Origin of the sequence: Candidatus Albibeggiatoa sp. nov. BB20 (assembly GCA_016744725.1) — a bacterium.
Classification (GTDB): Bacteria; Pseudomonadota; Gammaproteobacteria; order Beggiatoales; family Beggiatoaceae; genus Albibeggiatoa.
The window spans coordinates 1-18,949 of record JADGDW010000070.1; the positions used below are offsets into that span (position 1 = coordinate 1).

Sequence of the window (18,949 nt, forward strand, 5' to 3'; positions counted from 1 at the left end):
TGCACTTCAATCGTCACGGGTAAGGCTTCGATACCAACTTGGGCACGACTATGAATAACGGCAAGAGACATGGGTTTATTCTTTTTAATGGCTTAAAAACATTGTAACATTGTTGATAAATTATTTAACAATGATTATTTATACTTGAAATGTCTCTTCCCTCTTGACGACCTGAAAGAGATAAATAAAACGCTTGCTCTGTTAACTCTTCAAGCAATTTTTTTACTAATCCTTCAAAACCATATTGACCAGCCGCATCTTTTTTCCAAAGCTTTTCTAAAAAATTGTCAAAATTCATAATGATTTGTAGCTCTATTTGCCTAAATGATTTTAAATCAATGGATAGTTAAAATTTTATACTGGCTAAAGAAGGATATGCAATGAGGGAGGGAAAATTAGGAATAGCGATGAAAAATTGATGATAGAACAAGATGAAATGGATTCAAAGATAAACAAGATAAAAAGTCCTGCCCATCCAATCATCCGTTAAATCCTGTTCAAAAACAAAAAAATTACAACAGCAAGCGTCTTACATCAGATAAAATAAAGTTTAAGTATTTTTTGCCTACTGCCCCGTCAATCACACGGTGATGGTAAGAGACAGAATATATTTTACAAAGAAAGCTGGGTGATACATGAGCGATGAGATTCAAGATAACTTAACTCGTAATGATTCAATGAAAAACAACTCATTAAATAATACAGCTTGTGCAGAGTTAGATAGTTTTATAGGTATTATTAGTTGTTTGCCAGAGCAATTCACAGAAAAATGGATAATGATGGTGGAAAATAAGCAAAGTAGTCCTACGAAAGTGTATGGTATAGAAAACGAGAGCTTTGAAGATACGCTTAATCGGGATATTGAAATTAAGAGTTTATCGAATCTTTTGAAAAATGTAGAGACCCCTACTGTTTTGGCAATTAATTCAAAATGGGGGACAGGGAAAACGACATTTATCAATTTATGGGAAAAACATCTTGAATCAGACAAAGAGATAGAAACAATTTGCTTTAATGCGTGGAAAAATGATTTTGCTCCTGATCCTCTCACTGCGTTTTTAAGTGAAATTAACCCATTTTTTTCAAAGGAATCAAAGGAAGCTGATACTAATCCTCATTGGGAAAAAGCAAAAAGAGTAGGGATATATTTTTCAGGCAAATTGATTCCCATCGCAGCTAAAACAGCAACGGCAGGATTATTGGATATTGATGAGCTATCTAAGTTTTTAAAAGAAACTGGATTAGAAGATACAGGGATAGAATCAGAATTAGAAAATCTATCCAAAGATTTGTCCAAAGATGTAGTTAATACGTATGCAAGTCACTATATTGGTTACAAAGCCTCTGTAAGCTTGATTGATACATTTAAAACAAATCTCGAAATTGCAATTGCAGAAAAGGGCAAAAGATTGGTTATTTTTGTTGATGAATTGGATAGATGCAGACCCACTTATGCGATTGAATTATTGGAAAGAATTAAACATCTTTTTGATATTAAAGGTTTGGTTTTTGTATTGTCTTTGGATAAAGAGCAACTTTCACATAGTATCAAAGCCGTTTATGGGCAAGATATGGATTCAGAAGGTTATTTAAAACGCTTCATTGATATTGAATATCGTTTAAAAGAACCTAATCCAGAACAACTAGAGCTTTATATTAAAAGCTTATTTGACCAATTAAATTTTCACCAGCAACACAATATTATACAAAACTTTGTCAAAGTTTTTTTATTTCTCCGAAAACATTATAGTGACTTCTCATTAAGAGAAATCAATCAATATATTGAAAGAGTCAACATAATTATTCAGTTATTTGATAAAGAACAATCATCTTCAAACAAATATTTCTGTTATATGATAGCTACTTTACTTATTGTTCGTGAAAAAAATTATGAAGTCTATCGTGACTACATTATTCCAAAAAATACTCCAGAAAAAATAATCAAACATCTTAATTCAACTAGCTACACTTCTATTTGTAATATAGATACACAACCTTCATCTAAACCTCCAACAAAATATGGATTAGACTTTGCTGATCATGTTCAAATGTGTACCTATTTGGTTTATCTCAAATTAAAAAATCATAAATTAGATGAACCTACAATCCAAAAACTAGAAATTTGGTATGAAGAATGGTCTTCTAGGGATAATGTAGAGGAAAAGGCGTTTATTAAGGAGTTTAAAGACCATTTTGAAAAAATAACAGACCCAAATGAAGGTTATGAAAAACATGGGGGAATGTCTGTTTTAAAAGATTTAGACTCAATAATTGATAAAATAGAATTATCTACACAATTTAGCTAATTTAGTCTGTTAATTTGGTTTAATAAAAAACATAGCATAATTATGCAATTAGATAGATTTCAGGACAAGCAAGATAAAAATCCTGCCTATCCATTCATCTGTTACATCCTGTTCAAAAACCAGATTACAACAACCGTCTCACATCTTGAACAAGAGGAATACAAACAATGCACAATCCCTCATTAACAGAAATCATTGAAACGTTGCGACAACATAAAACACAATTCAAAAACCGCTATGATATTCGTCGTTTAGCTGTATTTGGCTCACGTGCTAGAAATGAACAACGAGCAGATAGCGATATTGATATTCTTGTTCAACTGGGAGATAAACCATTAGGATTACAATATTTTTCTTTAGTGAGAGAAATCGCTGCTTTATTTCCAGTAAAAACAGATGTTGTATCGCAAAATGCTTTAAAACCTCAATATTTCGCCGCTATTCAAAAAGATTTACACGATGTCTAAAAGAAATGAACAACTGCTAATCGCGGATATTTTAGAATCTATAGGTAAAATTCAGCGTTATCTCAAAGATATGTCTTATGAAACATTCGTGAATGATGAAAAAACTATTGATGCTGTGGTTAGAAACTTTGAAATTATTGGCGAAGCCGCGAACCAAATGCCCAAAACTTTTACAAAACGTTATCCAGCAATTCCTTGGCGGGATTTATCAGATTTTCGTAATGTCTTAATTCATGCTTATTTTGGTGTTGATTTGCAAATGGTTTGGCAAATTTTTGAATTAGATTTAGACACGTTAAAAGAACAAATTATAACTTTAGAAAAGCAGGAATGGAAAAAGGCATAGAGAAAGGATAGGACAAATTAATCTATTGATAAGCTTATTACAGTACCGTTTTAGCGAATTACCCAAATGGGCAACAATAAAAATTAAGCAAGCGCAGAACAATTGTAGCAATGAAATTTAAAAGTGAAATATTGAACAAACAGAAAAAGGATAAACAAGATAAAAATCCTGCCTATCCAATCATCCGTTAAATAACTAAATTACAACAACAACCGTCTTACATCAGACAGAATAAAGCTTAAATACTGCGTGAACCGCGCTCCCGATGCACCGTCAATCACACGATGATCGTAGGAAACAGAGAAAGGCATAATCAAGCGTGGCACAAATTCACCATTTTCATACACGGGCTGCATACTGGAACGTGAAACGCCCAAAATAGCCACTTCGGGTGCATTCACAATCGGCGTAAACTGTGTACCACCAATCCCGCCTAAGCTGGAAATAGTAAATGTACCGCCTTGCATTTCGCTTGGAGATAATTTGCCATCACGGGCTTTTTTACTGATTTCGCCTAATTCGCGTGCAATATCGAACAAACCTTTCAAATTCACATCTTTAATCACAGGTACAACCAAACCGTTTGGCGTATCGACTGCAACCCCAATGTTATAGTATTTCTTCAATACTAAATTTTCTTTGCTCTTATCTAATGACGCATTGAAATTAGGATATTCTTTCAGCGCGGCAACACTGGCTTTCAGTAAAAATGCCAACATCGTCACTTTCACACCGTGTTTTTCAGCTTCAGCTTTTAAGCCTTTGCGGAATGCTTCCAACTCAGTAATATCCGCCTCGTCGAACTGAGTAACATGCGGAATATTCAACCAAGCGCGATGCAAGTGAGGGCCTGATAATTTCTTAATTCGACCCATTGGCTGAACTTCAATTTCACCGAATTTACTGAAATCAACTTCTGGAATCTCAGGAATGCCCATACCACCACTGGCAGGTGCTGCGGTTTGAGTCGCTGCCGCTGGCACACCTTGGGTTAAGGTGATTTTCACAAAAGATTTAACATCATCTTTCAGAATTCGACCGTTACGACCTGAGCCTGTGACTTCACCTAAATTCACACCTAACTCACGGGCTAATTTACGCACCGCAGGCCCTGCATGGACTTTTGACATTTTCGCTTGAGTCGTAGGCTGAGCGATTGGCGCGTGTTGGGGTTCACGTAATTGAGCGCGTTTGGAATTTGGATCAGACGGTGCTTTAGCTGCAATATTTTGTGTGGCAACAGGTGCAGATTCTGCCACGGGTTCAGGCGCACTGGCAACAGGAGCAGCCGCACTACCACCACTGGCTTCCGCGATTAAAATCAATGAACCTTCTGAAACAGAATCGCCAATATTGATTTTTAATTCTTTGACCACACCCGCAAATGGTGCAGGCACTTCCATGGTGGCTTTTTCGCTTTCCAAGGTGATTAACGCTTGTTCAGGTTCAAAGCTATCGCCCACTGCAACCAATATTTCAATCACTGGCACAGCAGGGAAATCACCAATATCTGGTACAGTCACATCAATATTACCCGATGCGACAGGTACAACCGCAACAGGCGTAGATTCTTGAGCCACAGGCGCAGCACTTGCACCACCCGCTGAAGCCATTTTGATAATCAAAGAACCTTGTGAAACCGTGTCACCAATATTGACTAAGATTTCTTTAACCACACCCGCACTTGGGGCTGGGACTTCCATCGTTGCCTTGTCACTTTCTAAAGTAATCAAAGCTTGTTCAGGTTCAACCAAATCACCTACAGCGACTAAAACTTCAATCACTGGCACATCGGAAAAATCACCAATATCAGGGACTAACACATCTTCAATCGCGCCACCCGATTGAGCCACAGGTGCAGATTCTGCCACAGGTTCAGGGCTTGCAGGGGCAGCAGATTCTCCCGCCGCTTCCATTTTAACAATCAACGTGCCTTCTGAAATAGCATCGCCAATTTTAACAATCACTTCTTTCACCACACCCGCATAAGGAGCTGGCACTTCCATGGTCGCCTTATCACTTTCTAAAGTAATTAAAGCTTGTTCCGCGTCAACCGAATCGCCAACCGCCACCAATACTTCAATCACTGGGACATCAGAAAAGTCACCGATGTCAGGCACAAATACGTCTTGAATTGCCATCTATGTCTCTCCTTATGCGGTCAATGGATTTGGTTTTTCTGGATTGATACCATATTTATCAATGGCTTCTGTCACTTTGCTAGCAGGAATTAAATTCATATCCGCCAAGCCTTTTAAAGCAGCAACGGTGACATAATAACGATCCACTTCAAAATGGCGACGTAAGCGTTTACGTAAATCACTGCGTCCAAAACCATCTGTTCCCAAAGTCAAATAATTCATCGGCACACATGAACGTATTTGATTTGCATAGGCTTTCACATAATCCGTTGCAGCGATGGCGGGCCCTTGACGACCTTTCAAACATTCGCGCACATAACACATTTTGCGATCCGCTTCGGGGTGTAACATATTCCAACGTTCTGTGTCTTCACCTTGGCGACGTAATTCGGTGAAACTGGTGACGCTCCAAATATCTGAACTGATGCCGAAATCTTCAGCTAATAAACTGCTGGCGGCGATCACTTCGCGTAAAATCGTGCCACTGCCCAAAAGCTGTACTTTTAATTCTGAATCCATGCCTTCTTTCAACAAATACATGCCTTTAAGAATGCCTTGTTCCACGCCTTCTGGCATTGCAGGATGGATATAATTTTCATTCATGACAGTCAAATAATAGAACACGTTTTCTTGTAGTTCATACATGCGACGTAAACCATCATGTAAAATCACTGCTAATTCATACGCATAAGTTGGATCATACGTCACGCAATTGGGGATATTCGCCGCAATCATTAAACTGTGACCGTCTTGATGCTGTAAGCCTTCGCCCGCTAAAGTGGTTCGACCCGCAGTACCGCCGATGAGGAAACCACGCGCTTGCATATCACCCGCAGCCCACGCTAAATCGCCCACCCGTTGGAAACCAAACATAGAATAGAAGATGTAAAACGGAATCATGTTAATGTTGTTATTCGCATACGAAGTCGCCGCCGCAATCCATGAGGACATCGCGCCTGCTTCATTAATGCCTTCTTCTAAAATTTGACCTTTTTTGTCTTCGCGGTAATACAATAATTGGTCAGCGTCTTGTGGCTCGTATAATTGCCCTTCAGATGAGTAAATCCCCAACTGGCGGAACATGCCATCCATACCAAAAGTACGCGCTTCGTCTGGGACGATTGGGACAACGTTTTGACCTAATTTTTTATCTTTAACCAACACGTTTAACATGCGCACGAATGCCATGGTGGTGGAAATTTCGCGGTCGCCTGTGCCTTTTAATTGGACATCAAATGCGGATAATGGTGGCACTTCTAACGGAGTCGCGGTTTTTTGACGTAAAGGCAAGTAACCGCCTAAAGCTTGACGACGTTCTTGCAAATACTTGATTTCTGGACTGTCATCAGGTGGACGATAGAATGGTGCTTCTGCGACTTTGTCATCAGGAATCGGAATATTGAACCGATCACGGAATTCGCGTAACGCCGCTTCACCCATTTTTTTCTGTTGATGTGTCGCGTTTTGACCTTCACCCGCATCACCCATGCCGTAACCTTTAACCGTTTTAGCAAGAATAACAGTCGGTTGACCTTTATGCGCTACCGCTTCGGCATACGCTGCATAAATTTTCTGTGGATCATGACCGCCACGATTCAATCGCCAAATGTCATCGTCACTCATGCCCGCAACCATGGCTTTTAATTCTGGATATTTGCCAAAGAAATTGTCGCGTGTATATTTACCGCCTTTGGCTTTGAAGTTTTGATATTCGCCATCAACACATTCTTCCATCCGTTGACGTAATAAACCATCGGTATCCGCTGCTAATAATGGATCCCAGTAAGAACCCCAAATGACTTTAATCACGTTCCAGCCTGCGCCACGGAATTCCGCTTCAAGTTCTTGAATAATTTTGCCATTTCCACGTACAGGCCCGTCTAAACGCTGTAAGTTACAATTGACGACAAATACTAAATTATCCAATTTCTCGCGCGAAGCCATGCCGATTGCGCCTAATGATTCAGGCTCATCCATCTCGCCATCACCCATAAACGCCCACACTTTACGGTTTTCAGTTTTAGCTAAACCGCGATGGTGCAAATAACGTAGGAAACGGGCTTGATAAATCGCCATAATCGGGCCTAAACCCATTGAAACTGTTGGGAATTGCCAGAAGTCAGGCATTAACCACGGATGCGGATAGGATGATAGACCATCGCCATCAGCTTCTTGACGGAATTTTGATAATTGTTCTTCAGAAATACGACCTTCTAGGAAGGCGCGGGCGTAAATACCGGGGGCTGAATGACCTTGGATGTAGAGTAAATCGCCGCCATGGTCTGGGGTTTTGGCATGGAAAAAATGATTAAAACCGACATCGTACAATGTTGCGGCTGAGGCAAAACTGGCAATATGTCCGCCGAGTTCTGAGCTTAAACGATTGGCATTGACTACCGTTGCAACCGCATTCCAACGGATTAATGAGCGAATCCGCCACTCTAATTCTGCATTACCGGGGTCTTGTTGTTCTAAATGGCGGGGGATGGTGTTAACGTAAGCTGTATTGGCACTATGGGGAATGTAAGTACCTGAACGTCTTAGTTTTTCAATCATACGTTCGATGATGAAGTGAGCGCGTTCGTCTCCTTCTTCCTCCAGCACGCTTTCAATGGCATCGACCCATTCGCGTGTTTCCTCCAAATCAATATCCTCTTTTTGATGGACATTTTTATAAGGTGTTGTCATAGTGTCTCCTTTTGGGTATGACAAGTTGTTTTAATTTTTTATCTTGATAGAACAACGCCTTGTGAGCTTAGTTCAGTCAAGCACCTAAAATTTTTGGATAACCCACAGAATATAACGAAAATAAATCATAGTCAAATTTTTTATATAAAGGATTAGTTTTGCTTATGGTTTGAATAGCCTGTTTTAAATAATGTTTTTAATGGATTTTGTGTGCCATAATGGTTGATCATCAAATAACTAAAATGTATAGTTCCAATATTTTCTAAGGGGAATAAACTATGGCTTCTCTTGATATTTTTACAGTAATAGCAGGGGTAATAGGAATAATGTCATTCTTATTTTCAGGTTGGGTATGGATGAAATCAGATACCAAAATAAGAGAATTAAGAAATGTAATTAATACAGTTCATGATATTAGTAGTACAGTTTTATGGGAAGAAAATATGTTGTTAGCTGAAAGCCATGAAACCAGATTAAGACAAGCAGATAAGACAATAGGGTATATAATGAGCTTGATTAAATTGACAGAACACTATAGTGGAAATAAACACAAATACGAAAGTAGTATGGAGCTTGATTTGCTTATAGATAAAGGAATTATTTGGACAAACGCTATGATAGGTGAATTAGAGATGTCCCCAAATATAAAGATAACATGGTTAATTACGCCAGATTTTCAACCTGATTCATCTCAAGCTACAACGGGAAAAATGGTAAATAAATGTATTAAGAAAGGTAATAAATATGTGTTTTTTTACCCTGATGATTTACCGCATGTAAACTCAGAAATTGATCGTCTTATGAATAATATTGGTCTAAGCAATTATAAGAAAAGTGAATTAGATAAATATGCTTTGACAATTCCCCTAAACAGACAAAAATATACTAATCTATTTGATACTGGGAATACTATTTTATTCTTTTTTGATACTCAACGTCATTTAATACCAAGATGTTTTAGTGAAATATCTCTAACTCGCGTGCCAGAGCGTGGAGTATTTTGGCAAGAACACACTGATGTAAAAACAAATGAAATTAGACATATACTACAAGAAGAATACTTGACATACTTAGAAGAGAAAAAAAATGATTGTTAGACCCTATGAGTATTGGGAATCAAACAAGACTCTTGATTATATTTCCTATCCTAGTAAAGAGCATAAAAGAAAGTTAGTCCATTACTATAAAAATAATTACCCTAGAATAGAAAATGCACCATACTTAGAACGTGATGAAATCAACAAATACAAATTAATTCGTATTCAACATCTTGTGAACTATGCTTACAACAATACTGACTTCTATAACTACAAGTATAGAAAAGAAGGGATTACCCCTCAAGATATTAAAAGTTTAGATGATTTTTCAAATATTCCTGTTATAACTAAAGATGAATTAATAGAAGCATTTCCTAACTCTTGTGTTGATTTAATTAATTATGATGAAAAAAAGCTATTTGCCACACGCTCATCGGGATCATCAGGTAAAGTAGTAAAACTTTTATACGATCTTAATGCTGTACTTGAAGATACGCTTCATGGTGTGCGGCAATGGAAGATGCAGTCTGAAGATAAATATAGTAAGAATGACAAGGTAGCTATGATTTATACATGTCCTTGGTGGTTTGGAGATATTGGAGAGTATTTCAGAAACTATTTTATTTCTTCTCTACTCTCTGTAGAGGAAATAGTTTCCGTACTGTATGACATACAACCTGAAATAATATCTTGTTACCCAAGTGTTCTCAATAGTATTGCTCCATATATAACCAACCTTTCAAATACCTATTTAATCGTTATTCATTCAGAGCAATCAACTTCAGAGCAGCGGAAATATTGGTCAAACCTATTAGGAGTGCCTGTTCTTGATGAATATAGCTCAGAAGAGGCTACTCGTATTGCATTGCAGCTACCATGTGGTAAATATCATGTTTGTGAAGATACTGTTCATTTAGAAACTATACCTAGTAAAAATATGAAGCTAGATGCTACTTCAAAAGGGGTTGCTGTAGTTACTAATTTACTAAATACAGCCATGCCAATAATAAGATATATTCAAGGGGATTTAATATCTCTATCAGAATCAGAATGTTCATGTGGGGTAAAATGGAGTATTTTAGAATCACTAGATGGTAGATTAAATGATAGTTTTATTACAAAGAATAGAAAATTAATAAATTCGGGAGTTTTGCTTGATACAACTTATCGCTGGCTGATGGAAACAAATTTAAATATCAAGAATTTTGTTCTTTCTCAAGTTGACTTTGATTGTTTAGAATTATCGTTATTAGCTAATGATTACAGCTTAATTGAAAGAAATAGAGAAAAATTAAACTCTCTGCAATCATGGTTGGAAATTGTATTTTCTCATTCAATTAATTTGCGATGCATTCCAAACTATACAGAAATCAGGGCATCTTCGTTTAAGGAAAAGCCAATTCGCTGTCTACTAAATATACATGAAAGTGAGGAAGAACTAACAAACTTAGAAGTTAGTTTGTAGACAATTATACCTTGCTCCTAAACCCAGCTTTGAGGGATTCTCCTCATTTTTTATAGAACTCGTTTGGAATCTTTTGCTATTTTTTTGCTTATGTTTTAGGCATAACAGCAAAAGACAGTGAGCGATTAAAACAACTCTTTCTTAATGGAGGCAAAACATGCAAGTACAAAGACACATTAAAAACATCACATCATCACATTTGGAATTAGAATTACCTGCTTCATTTATCAATCAACAAGTTGAAATTTTAATTGTGACACTTGATGATGCTCCAATGCCACCTAAACGCCGTCGCAGTCCCCCAGCACAATTTGCAGGAAAAGTAAAAGAACTCGGCGATGTCATGAACACAGTTCCAGAGTCAGACTGGAATTTATCGGTATGATTATGTTAGATACACATATCTGGCATTGGTGGATTAACCAAATCCCAAATAAACTTTCTCCTACATTATGTGAATTAATTGAAAATACTGAACGCCTTGGTATTTCTGCTATATCTTGCTTTGAAATGGCTTGACTGGTAAAACATGGGCGCATTGACTTGGGCATGTCGTTTGACGAGTGGTATCAACAAGTAGAGGAAGCCAATATCATAGAGTTTTTACCTGTTACCCCATCTATCGCAGCAAAAGCAGTCAATTTACCAGAACATCATAAAGACCCTATGGATAGAATCATTATTAGCACAGCTTTACACTACAATGCTCAATTAATTAGTTTTGACGGTGTGTTTCCAGCTTATCAAAATATAGGTTTATAATTGATTACAAAAAATTAAGAAAGGAATTGGGACGTGAAGTTTAAATTATTTATCCTCTAACCTCTTTACGACTTTCTTCAATGTGTTCAACAATTTCTGGTGTAAATAAACCATCCATTTTTTCAGCAAACTCAGCCCATTTTGTTTGAGGTATATTATTAACGTCATTTATCACATGAATTTTCAGATGAAACTTTTCTCTCCCCACCTCTAAAAACTGCTGAATAATATGCAGATCATTGCTTTCTATTTGAATATTAGTCATCATAATGAAATCTCTAAATATGAATTGATTCTATAGTATAGCAAACTGGTATAAAACAAAAGTATGGTGAAATAGCCATATTTAAGCTATTCTTAAACTCATGACTCAACCAAGCTTTGAATGGGACGAGAATAAAAACCTCGAAAATCAGAACAAACATGACGTATCATTTTATGATGCACAATATGCTTTTTTTGACCCAAACCGTGTTATAGCAGAAGACACTAATCACAGCCAAACTGAACAACGATTTTATTGCTTTGGACTGGATGAAAATGGAAACGGCGTACTCACCGTGCGTTTTACATACAGAGCAGGCAAAATACGTATTATTGGTGCAGGATATTGGCGTAAAGGTAAAAAAATCTATGAGCAAGCAAATTCAATATAGCGATGAGCCAATTGGAGACATTGAGTTAATGTCAGACTTTTTGCCTTCACCAGACGAACTTATACTTAAAAACAAAAACACTAAAATAACTATTTCTCTAAGTACTGAAAGCGTTACTTATTTTAAAGAAATAGCAAACAAACACCAAATGCAATATCAGAAACTCATTCGACAATTATTAGATGAATACGTAACACATCAAAAAAGCATTAAATAATGACTGTAAAACGATTTGATACGATTGCCGTCACAGAAAATACACCAGAACATAATTTATACCGTGGACAAGTGGGCACAATTGTAGAAATGCTTACACCTGATACTTATGAAGTTGAATTTAGTGATAATGAAGGACAGACCTAAGCCATGCTAGCTCTTAATACGAATCAATTTCTGGTGTTACATTACCATTTTTTACAAGCAGCATAATAGATTCGAGAAAGGAATGGGGAAATGAAATTTAAAGCTTTAGCTCGCTACCAAGCTGAGCTTGGTAGTGTATGTTTAAAAAGCTCTGCTTCGAGAGGGAATACATCAAGCAGAGCTTGATAGGCAGGCATTACCAAATAGAATTTGGGAACGAGCTGATTTTTTCATCTTTTTAACATTTTGTGAGTATATCAATGAGCTGGATAGAATCTATAACTAATAAAAATAAACAAACCACCGAAGAAATAACTAAAGATGTTAAAAATAATGAAGAGGGGAATACTAATATTTGGGACAACATAGGAAAGTCATTTACTGAAGCTTGGGACAGCGTGGAAAAGTCCACCTCTGAAACTTGGGGCAGCGTGGAAAAATCTGCTTCTGAAACTTGGGGCAGCGTGGAAAAATCTGCTTCTGAAACTTGGGACAGTGTGGAAAAATCTGCCTCTGAAACTTGGAGTAGCGTAGAAGAATCGGTTTCTAATACAGGACATGAAACTATAGATACAATTCGTAATTGGATTGTTAACCTCATGATAGCTGCAATTAATTCATGTTCTACAGAGCAAGACTGCTTAGAAATTATTGCATGGTTAGCTCTAGTAAGAGAAATACTCAATAATCCTGACTTTTCAACCCGACAAAAAGCAGCCCAAATTTATGATTTACTCGACTCCAGAAAAACTGTTGGGGTCATGTTTCGTAGTGTAGAACAAGCTGTAGAAAATTACAAAAATGCTGACCTTCCTTTAGCTATTAAAGTTGCTATTCCTGCCACATTGGCTGCTGCAACAATAGTAGGTGGTCAAGGTGTGGGTATTGCTGCATTTGGTACTGCTATTGGCTTACCTGTTTTGTTGCTAATATTTATTGGTACAGCGGGCATTACCACTATTATTGAGGCATTTTTTAGTCAATCTGAGTCACAAAATTATATTAGTTTAGTTATGGCTATTATCGCTACAGATGAGCTTTTAAGACAAACAAACAAAGCATTAAAAAAAGCGATGATTTCTGAACCTAAAGAGCCTAAATCTTTTGAGATGCCTTCAGAAGAAAAAGCCTTAAGAGAAATCTTATTAAATATGGATTCATATGATTTTGAAAGTCACATTATGAGTTTTTTTCAAAAATATGGATTGGCATGGGTGACGAAAAAATCTAACGATGCAGGAATAGATGGTTTTGCAAGACATCCAAATGGTTTAATTATTGTTCAATGCAAAAGACATGCGTCTAGCAATCCCGTTGGTAGACCTATAATCCAACAGTTTAAAGGTGTATTAGAGGAAAATAAAGAAACTTGGAAAGGGTACATTGTCACCACAAGTTACTTTACAAATGAGGCGAAAGAAAGTGCTCTTAAAAATAATAAAATTGTTTTAATAGATATAGATGTTTTGGTTCAATGGCATCTTGAAAAAAATTCATTTGAAGAAGGGTAAAAGAGGATTTTTATCTTGCATTATTTTAAAAGGAATAAACCTGCACCCACACTAAAAGTATGGCAATTATAGCTCGCTACCAAGCTCAGCTTCGAGAGTAAATACATCAAGCAGAGCTTGATAGGCAGGCATTACCAAATAGAATTTGGGAACGAGCTATACCTCCCCTTATTCAATCTCTCTCTGTTGGAATACAACCCAGACGCTCTGCATCTTAATTTTGAAGTTCTTTATAGCATGCTAATAATATGTTTCTTATAATAAGTTAAGTCATTGATGTGGGGTATGGGATAAAATTTCACCTTGTTCCCACAATAGCGGCAAAAACAAGATGAAACATTGGATAGGCAGATATTTGATGGCAACTAACTAACATCAACCTCATCAAAATCACGGATTTGTGGGTGGGGATAACTCGACATACGACGGTCTTCGCGGTTTAAACAATAGGTTTTCATGCCTGTATTTTGTGCCGCATCTAGCTCTTCAACAACATCTGATAAAAATAGAATATGTGAAGGTGCTTCATCAATACGTTCAGCAATATTGCGATAAGAACGTTTTTCTCGCTTATGACCTGTTGTCGTATCAAAATAACCAGAAAACAAATCGGTTAAATCACCATATTCTGTATGACTAAAAAATAATTGTTGGGCTTGAATCGAACCAGAGGAATACACATATAGCTTTTTACCATTGGTATGCCATTTTTGTAAATTAGTCACCGCATCAGGATAAACATGAGCTTTATATGCCTGATCCTTATAACCGATTTCCCAAACCATCCCTTGCAATGCTTTTAATGGCGTGGCTTTTTTGTCCTCACTCATCCAAGTTAATAATATTTGAATCGTTTCATCTTGAGTTAAATCAGCCTTCCTAACTATTTCACGGGTGGCTTCTAACTGCTTTTGTACTTCTGAATCTTGGCTATGCGCTTGGATAAACTGAGGCAAATGTAACTCGGAATAAGGAGATAATACCTCACGCACAAAGTCAAATGAGGATGTAGTTCCTTCAATATCGGTTAAAATAGTAGTAATCATCAGACTATGCTCCCATTAGAGGAAACTGCTTGGCAATCTCATCCCCAGTCAATTTAGTTCCTATAGGCGCATTGATTAAAGTGATAGTCGCTTGGCTTGGCTCACTTGCATCGCATACAGTTGTTGTCATTGCATCTATCCTAAGGTTTTTTATTTATAAGTTAAGAGTTTTGTATTCAAATAAGAATTTGCACGCTTCAACACCAGATTAATCCCATGTATACATGACCCGTAATCAAATAAGCATGAATCGCTGGATTTCCATCATACGTATTCACTTGCTGAGATAAATCAGTCATATCTTGGATATTGGGGAATCGACACTGAAAAATAGGGGTCATGAGTCTCTGTCTTGGGGATTTCATCATCTTCTAAATGCAAATACCCTTCAGCTTTCATAAAATTTTGACAACACTGCTGCATTAACAAAATGAGTATGCAATACCGCGCCAACGTAAGCATTACGCTCATATAACATTGCATGTAACAAGCTTGCAGCAGAAGACATTTTATGAGTATCCATTGCCGTTTCTGAGATATTAACTGCCTTAAGATCATCTGGAGCTAATTCAACTTTTGATTGTCCTGAAGTGAACAATACTTGGTCGTGCATGGATTATCAGTGTTTTGTGAGTTTGAGCCATTATAATTTTTTAAATGGATATTGACTACTGATAAAACTTAAAACAAGCAAGTTAAGGACATTTTTTAGACAAATGCCACAATAATCGATTTATTTGGTCTCATGTGAATGACAATATCTCATGAATGAGCAGTGAATTATAGTGATAAACTCATGATTACAAATACTCGGTAACAATACAATTACGACCATTTTGTTTGGCGGTATACAATGCGGTATCTGCTGCTTTAATCAGTGTGATGGGCTGATGAAAATTCTCAGGAATTGTATTAGCAATACCAATACTTAAGGTAATATGCTGATTGATTTGGGAAGCTTCATGAATAATTTTAAAACTGTGTAAGGTTTTTTGAATATCACGCGCTACTTTTAAAGCCCCTTCTAATGGCGTATTTGGCAAAATCACCATAAACTCTTCACCACCATAACGTGCAACTAAATCCGCTGGACGTTTGACCGCTTGATTAATTGCTTGAGCAACTTGTTTTAAACATTGATCCCCAACAACATGGCCATAAGTGTCATTATATTGCTTAAAAAAATCAATATCACATAGAATGATGCCCAATGAAATTCTTTCTCTAATCCCACGTTTCCATTCTTGCTGTAAATAATCTTCTAAACGTCGTCGATTTGCAACTTGAGTCAAATCATCGATAATTGCCAAGCGTTTTAACTCTTCATTGGCTTTTTCCAACGAGGTTTTTTGAATCAGTAATTCTCGCTGTAAATTGCGGATCGTTAAATGGGTTTGAATCCGAGCAAGTAATTCTTTTTGTTGAAATGGCTTGGTCACATAATCAACTGCACCGACTTCAAAACCTCTGACTTTACTCTCTAAATCTGACAGTGCTGTCATAAAAATCACAGGAATATCTTGGGTCTCTTCATTCTGTTTTAATAATTCACAAGTCTCAAAGCCATCTAATTCAGGCATCATAATATCTAGCAAAATCAAATCGGGGTGTTCTGATTGTGCTACGGCTAAAGCACTTCTACCATCTTCGGCAATTAATACTTCACAATTTTTGCCCGTTAGCACCTTATACACAATACGTGCATTGTGTGGGGTGTCGTCAACAACAAGAATGGTACTTCTATGAAATATATCTATTTGCATAATCTTTTAAGGTGTTAGGGTCGATGTTACCTATTGACTTGGCTTGAACGTTTAGTATCAAAAAATAGCCCAAACTCACAATATAGAGTCAATCAGATAAGTATTGTTTTAAAACTTCCTTTAATTTTTTCAATTCAAAATTGTCCAGTAAAGTTTGGATTTCCTCAATAAATGCTTTTGATTCAATATGGTGCTTTTTTAGGTTTTCTAAGCGTGATTGAATAGCTTGTACTTTACCAGAAACTGACAATTTAAATAATATTTCTAACTCATGCGGAGGTGGCAATACAAGTTGTTTTGGACTGGTATCTATATCGGGTTCAATTTGATAACTATCATATATCCATTCTAGTTGACAGTTGTTCGCTAAACAATGAAATAAATCAGCACTTTTAATAGGTTTCGATAGAAAATCATTACAGCCTGCAGCTAACATATCTTGCTGCTGCTGTTCTAATACACTAGCTGAAAAACCAATAATGACCGTATCCTTAAATAAGGGTAATTTGCGTAATGCACGGGTTGTTTCTAAACCATCCATGATAGGCATCTTCATGTCCATAATGATGATGTCTGGTTGAAACTCACTTGCTCTTTTGATCGCATGGTGGCCGTCATGTGCTTGTTGTATTTTAAAACCCAATGGCTCTAATAAACTTTCTAATAATATTCCATTCTCTTTAATATCATCTACAATCAGTACTTTAAGTTTATGTTGAGATTCTGAATCTACAAACTGATAGCCGATAATATGTTGTGATTTCTGTGTTGGTTCAATCGGTTGGTTATCGATATAACGTGCTTTTAATAGCGGAATTTCAAACCAGAATAAGCTACCTTTACTGGGTACAGTTTCAACATGCAATTCTCCATTCATCATAGAGACTAAGCGTTGTGTAATTGGCAAGCCTAACCCAGTCCCTTCTTGATTTTTTGTATGCAAATTGTCGATTTGTTGAAAAGGTTCGAAAATCGTATTTAAATACTGTTGATTGATCCCTAGCCCAGTGTCATGTACTTCAAAACGCAATCGTTGCTCGCGGTAAATATATTTTAAAGATACTTTACCTGTGTCAGTGAATTTTATCGCATTACTGAGTAAATTCAATAAAATTTGCCGTAACCGCTTTTCATCTAAATAAACTTCAACAGGAACGTTTTGAGTATCTTCGGTTAATTGTTCATAATTAAAATCAATGCCTTTTTGTTTGGCACGGATTGAAAACAAATCAACAATATCTAGTAAAAATTCAGCTAAACGAAATTCAGCCAAGTTCAATTCAAGTTTGCCTGCTTCGATTTTGGATAAATCTAAAATATCATTAATCAGCGTCAGCAAATGCTCTCCACTACGTTGAATAATATTTAAAGATTGTAACTGCTTATCTGATAAATTTTTATCGCGTTCCAATAGCTGTGCATAACCTAAAATCCCATTTAATGGCGTACGCAATTCATGGCTAATATTGGCTAAAAACATGGTCTTAGCCTGATTAGCTTTATCAGATTCAGTTTGTGCTTCGCGTGCGGTACAAATGGCTTGTTGTAACTGAGATTCTGCTTTTTTACGCTCTGTAATATCCCGCACCACAGCAATAAAGCGCCTATCTTGTTTTGAAACTTCAAGATATTGAATAAAGACTTCAACAGGGATAATTTTCTTGATTTTAGGTTTTATATAAGCTTCAAATTTAAGTACGGGGACTTTATTATTGATTAAAGGTGCAAGCATTTCTTGTATTGTTTTAGGCGGAAGCTGATGATATATATCGGAGGGAGTAGAATTTAATAACTCTGGTTCTGAATAGCCTAGTAATTTTTTTGCGCCTTCATTCACATAAGTAAAACGCATGGTTTCTACGTCATTCATAAAAATAGAGTCTAGGGTTTTATCTAAGGTATTCTTAAATTGTGTCAGTTCTTCATAAGTCTGTTTTAATTTGATTTCTGCTTGTTTACGTTCTGTAATATCTTGAGATGAGCCCAGAATATGAGTGGGTATCCCCTTATTATCAGTAATGACTTCGGCAATAGCTTGTAAATAAACCAAATATTTATCATTTTGCACGCGGAACTCAATTGTATAACAGGTTTTGGTTTGTAGTGCCTGTTTAATTTTAGCTTGCACCCGCTCTTGATCGTCTAGGTGAATTGCTTGGCTAAATACATCGATAGAAACAAATTGAGCTTTATAGGAATAACCAAATTGTCGTGCCACTTCTTCTGAACAGAATACTTGTTGGCTTTTTAAATTCCACTCCCAGTGTCCAATATGAGCAATACGCTGAGTTTCTAATAAACGATTTTGACTTTCGCGTAACATAGCTTCTGCTTGCTTACGTTCAGTAATATCAGTTGCAACCGATAAACGTACAATTTTGCCGTTATCCCAGTAAAT

Annotated in this window: 21 protein-coding genes; 11 read left to right on the plus strand and 10 right to left on the minus strand. The window is 36.6% G+C overall.

Annotated features, from left to right (window positions below):
* Positions 1–124: 124 nt before the first annotated feature.
* Positions 125–298 carry a hypothetical protein gene (locus tag ABXH34_RS09410; protein ID WP_353571621.1) on the minus strand — a complete coding sequence of 58 codons (174 nt, stop codon included), beginning with the start codon at positions 296–298 and terminating at the stop codon, positions 125–127.
* A 337-nt stretch (positions 299–635) separates the two neighbouring features.
* Between ABXH34_RS09410 and ABXH34_RS09415 the strand changes: the two genes are divergently transcribed.
* From ABXH34_RS09415 to ABXH34_RS09425, 3 genes are all read left to right on the plus strand, one after another.
* Positions 636–2,306: a KAP family P-loop NTPase fold protein gene (locus ABXH34_RS09415; RefSeq protein WP_353571622.1), complete on the plus strand. Its 1,671-nt coding sequence runs from the start codon at positions 636–638 to the stop codon at positions 2,304–2,306.
* Between the two features lie 167 nt (positions 2,307–2,473).
* Positions 2,474–2,773 carry a nucleotidyltransferase family protein gene (locus tag ABXH34_RS09420; RefSeq protein ID WP_353571623.1) on the plus strand — a complete coding sequence of 100 codons (300 nt, stop codon included), beginning with the start codon at positions 2,474–2,476 and terminating at the stop codon, positions 2,771–2,773.
* Positions 2,766–3,119, plus strand: a complete 354-nt coding sequence (locus ABXH34_RS09425; RefSeq protein WP_353571624.1) for a HepT-like ribonuclease domain-containing protein — start codon at positions 2,766–2,768, stop codon at positions 3,117–3,119. The genes ABXH34_RS09420 and ABXH34_RS09425 overlap by 8 nt, the downstream gene beginning before the upstream one ends.
* Before the next feature lie 200 nt (positions 3,120–3,319).
* Here the strand turns inward: ABXH34_RS09425 and aceF are convergent, their stop codons facing one another.
* Both aceF and aceE read right to left on the minus strand, forming a co-directional pair.
* The gene (gene aceF / locus ABXH34_RS09430; protein WP_353571625.1) at positions 3,320–5,260 is read right to left on the minus strand and encodes a dihydrolipoyllysine-residue acetyltransferase; all 1,941 of its coding nucleotides are present in this window, start codon (positions 5,258–5,260) and stop codon (positions 3,320–3,322) included.
* Positions 5,261–5,272: 12 nt separating this feature from the next.
* Positions 5,273–7,948, minus strand: a complete 2,676-nt coding sequence (gene aceE, locus ABXH34_RS09435) for a pyruvate dehydrogenase (acetyl-transferring), homodimeric type (RefSeq protein ID WP_353571626.1) — start codon at positions 7,946–7,948, stop codon at positions 5,273–5,275.
* A gap of 278 nt (positions 7,949–8,226) precedes the next feature.
* On the opposite strand from aceE, the gene ABXH34_RS09440 reads away from it, so the two are divergent.
* The 4 genes from ABXH34_RS09440 to ABXH34_RS09455 all read left to right on the plus strand — a co-directional run bounded on the left by ABXH34_RS09440 (position 8,227) and on the right by ABXH34_RS09455 (position 11,212).
* Complete coding sequence (locus tag ABXH34_RS09440; RefSeq protein WP_353571627.1) at positions 8,227–9,045, plus strand: hypothetical protein; 819 nt, start codon at positions 8,227–8,229, stop codon at positions 9,043–9,045.
* Positions 9,035–10,450, plus strand: coding sequence for a phenylacetate--CoA ligase family protein (locus ABXH34_RS09445; protein WP_353571628.1), 1,416 nt, complete (start codon positions 9,035–9,037; stop codon positions 10,448–10,450). The genes ABXH34_RS09440 and ABXH34_RS09445 overlap by 11 nt, the downstream gene beginning before the upstream one ends.
* 157 nt (positions 10,451–10,607) lie before the next feature.
* The gene (locus ABXH34_RS09450) at positions 10,608–10,835 is read left to right on the plus strand and encodes a hypothetical protein (protein WP_353571629.1); all 228 of its coding nucleotides are present in this window, start codon (positions 10,608–10,610) and stop codon (positions 10,833–10,835) included.
* Between the two features lie 164 nt (positions 10,836–10,999).
* Positions 11,000–11,212, plus strand: a complete 213-nt coding sequence (locus ABXH34_RS09455) for a type II toxin-antitoxin system VapC family toxin (RefSeq protein WP_353571630.1) — start codon at positions 11,000–11,002, stop codon at positions 11,210–11,212.
* Positions 11,213–11,261: 49 nt separating this feature from the next.
* Here the strand turns inward: ABXH34_RS09455 and ABXH34_RS09460 are convergent, their stop codons facing one another.
* Positions 11,262–11,480, minus strand: coding sequence for a hypothetical protein (locus ABXH34_RS09460; protein WP_353571631.1), 219 nt, complete (start codon positions 11,478–11,480; stop codon positions 11,262–11,264).
* Positions 11,481–11,577: 97 nt separating this feature from the next.
* Between ABXH34_RS09460 and ABXH34_RS09465 the strand changes: the two genes are divergently transcribed.
* The 4 genes from ABXH34_RS09465 to ABXH34_RS09480 all read left to right on the plus strand — a co-directional run bounded on the left by ABXH34_RS09465 (position 11,578) and on the right by ABXH34_RS09480 (position 13,742).
* Positions 11,578–11,868 (plus strand): BrnT family toxin, encoded by a 291-nt coding sequence (locus ABXH34_RS09465; protein ID WP_353571632.1) that lies wholly within the window; start codon positions 11,578–11,580, stop codon positions 11,866–11,868.
* Positions 11,846–12,085 (plus strand): hypothetical protein, encoded by a 240-nt coding sequence (locus ABXH34_RS09470; protein WP_353571633.1) that lies wholly within the window; start codon positions 11,846–11,848, stop codon positions 12,083–12,085. The genes ABXH34_RS09465 and ABXH34_RS09470 overlap by 23 nt, the downstream gene beginning before the upstream one ends.
* Positions 12,085–12,231 carry a DUF4926 domain-containing protein gene (locus ABXH34_RS09475; RefSeq protein ID WP_353571634.1) on the plus strand — a complete coding sequence of 49 codons (147 nt, stop codon included), beginning with the start codon at positions 12,085–12,087 and terminating at the stop codon, positions 12,229–12,231. Before ABXH34_RS09470 ends, ABXH34_RS09475 begins: the two co-directional genes overlap by 1 nt.
* A gap of 260 nt (positions 12,232–12,491) precedes the next feature.
* Positions 12,492–13,742 carry a restriction endonuclease gene (locus tag ABXH34_RS09480; protein ID WP_353571635.1) on the plus strand — a complete coding sequence of 417 codons (1,251 nt, stop codon included), beginning with the start codon at positions 12,492–12,494 and terminating at the stop codon, positions 13,740–13,742.
* Positions 13,743–14,107: 365 nt separating this feature from the next.
* On the opposite strand, the gene mtnC is transcribed toward ABXH34_RS09480, so the two are convergent.
* From mtnC to ABXH34_RS09510, 6 genes are all read right to left on the minus strand, one after another.
* A complete protein-coding gene (mtnC, locus tag ABXH34_RS09485; protein ID WP_353571636.1) occupies positions 14,108–14,788 on the minus strand; it encodes an acireductone synthase in 681 nt (226 codons plus the stop codon).
* A gap of 4 nt (positions 14,789–14,792) precedes the next feature.
* A complete protein-coding gene (locus tag ABXH34_RS09490) occupies positions 14,793–14,918 on the minus strand; it encodes a hypothetical protein (RefSeq protein WP_353571637.1) in 126 nt (41 codons plus the stop codon).
* Between the two features lie 67 nt (positions 14,919–14,985).
* A complete protein-coding gene (locus ABXH34_RS09495) occupies positions 14,986–15,129 on the minus strand; it encodes a hypothetical protein (RefSeq protein WP_353571638.1) in 144 nt (47 codons plus the stop codon).
* Positions 15,130–15,176: 47 nt separating this feature from the next.
* Positions 15,177–15,401 carry a class II aldolase/adducin family protein gene (locus ABXH34_RS09500; RefSeq protein ID WP_353571639.1) on the minus strand — a complete coding sequence of 75 codons (225 nt, stop codon included), beginning with the start codon at positions 15,399–15,401 and terminating at the stop codon, positions 15,177–15,179.
* Positions 15,402–15,588: 187 nt separating this feature from the next.
* Positions 15,589–16,551: a diguanylate cyclase domain-containing protein gene (locus tag ABXH34_RS09505; RefSeq protein WP_353571640.1), complete on the minus strand. Its 963-nt coding sequence runs from the start codon at positions 16,549–16,551 to the stop codon at positions 15,589–15,591.
* An 88-nt stretch (positions 16,552–16,639) separates the two neighbouring features.
* Positions 16,640–18,949, minus strand: a 2,310-nt coding sequence (locus ABXH34_RS09510; RefSeq protein WP_353571641.1) for a PAS domain S-box protein, incomplete at its 5' end; no start/stop codon positions are given.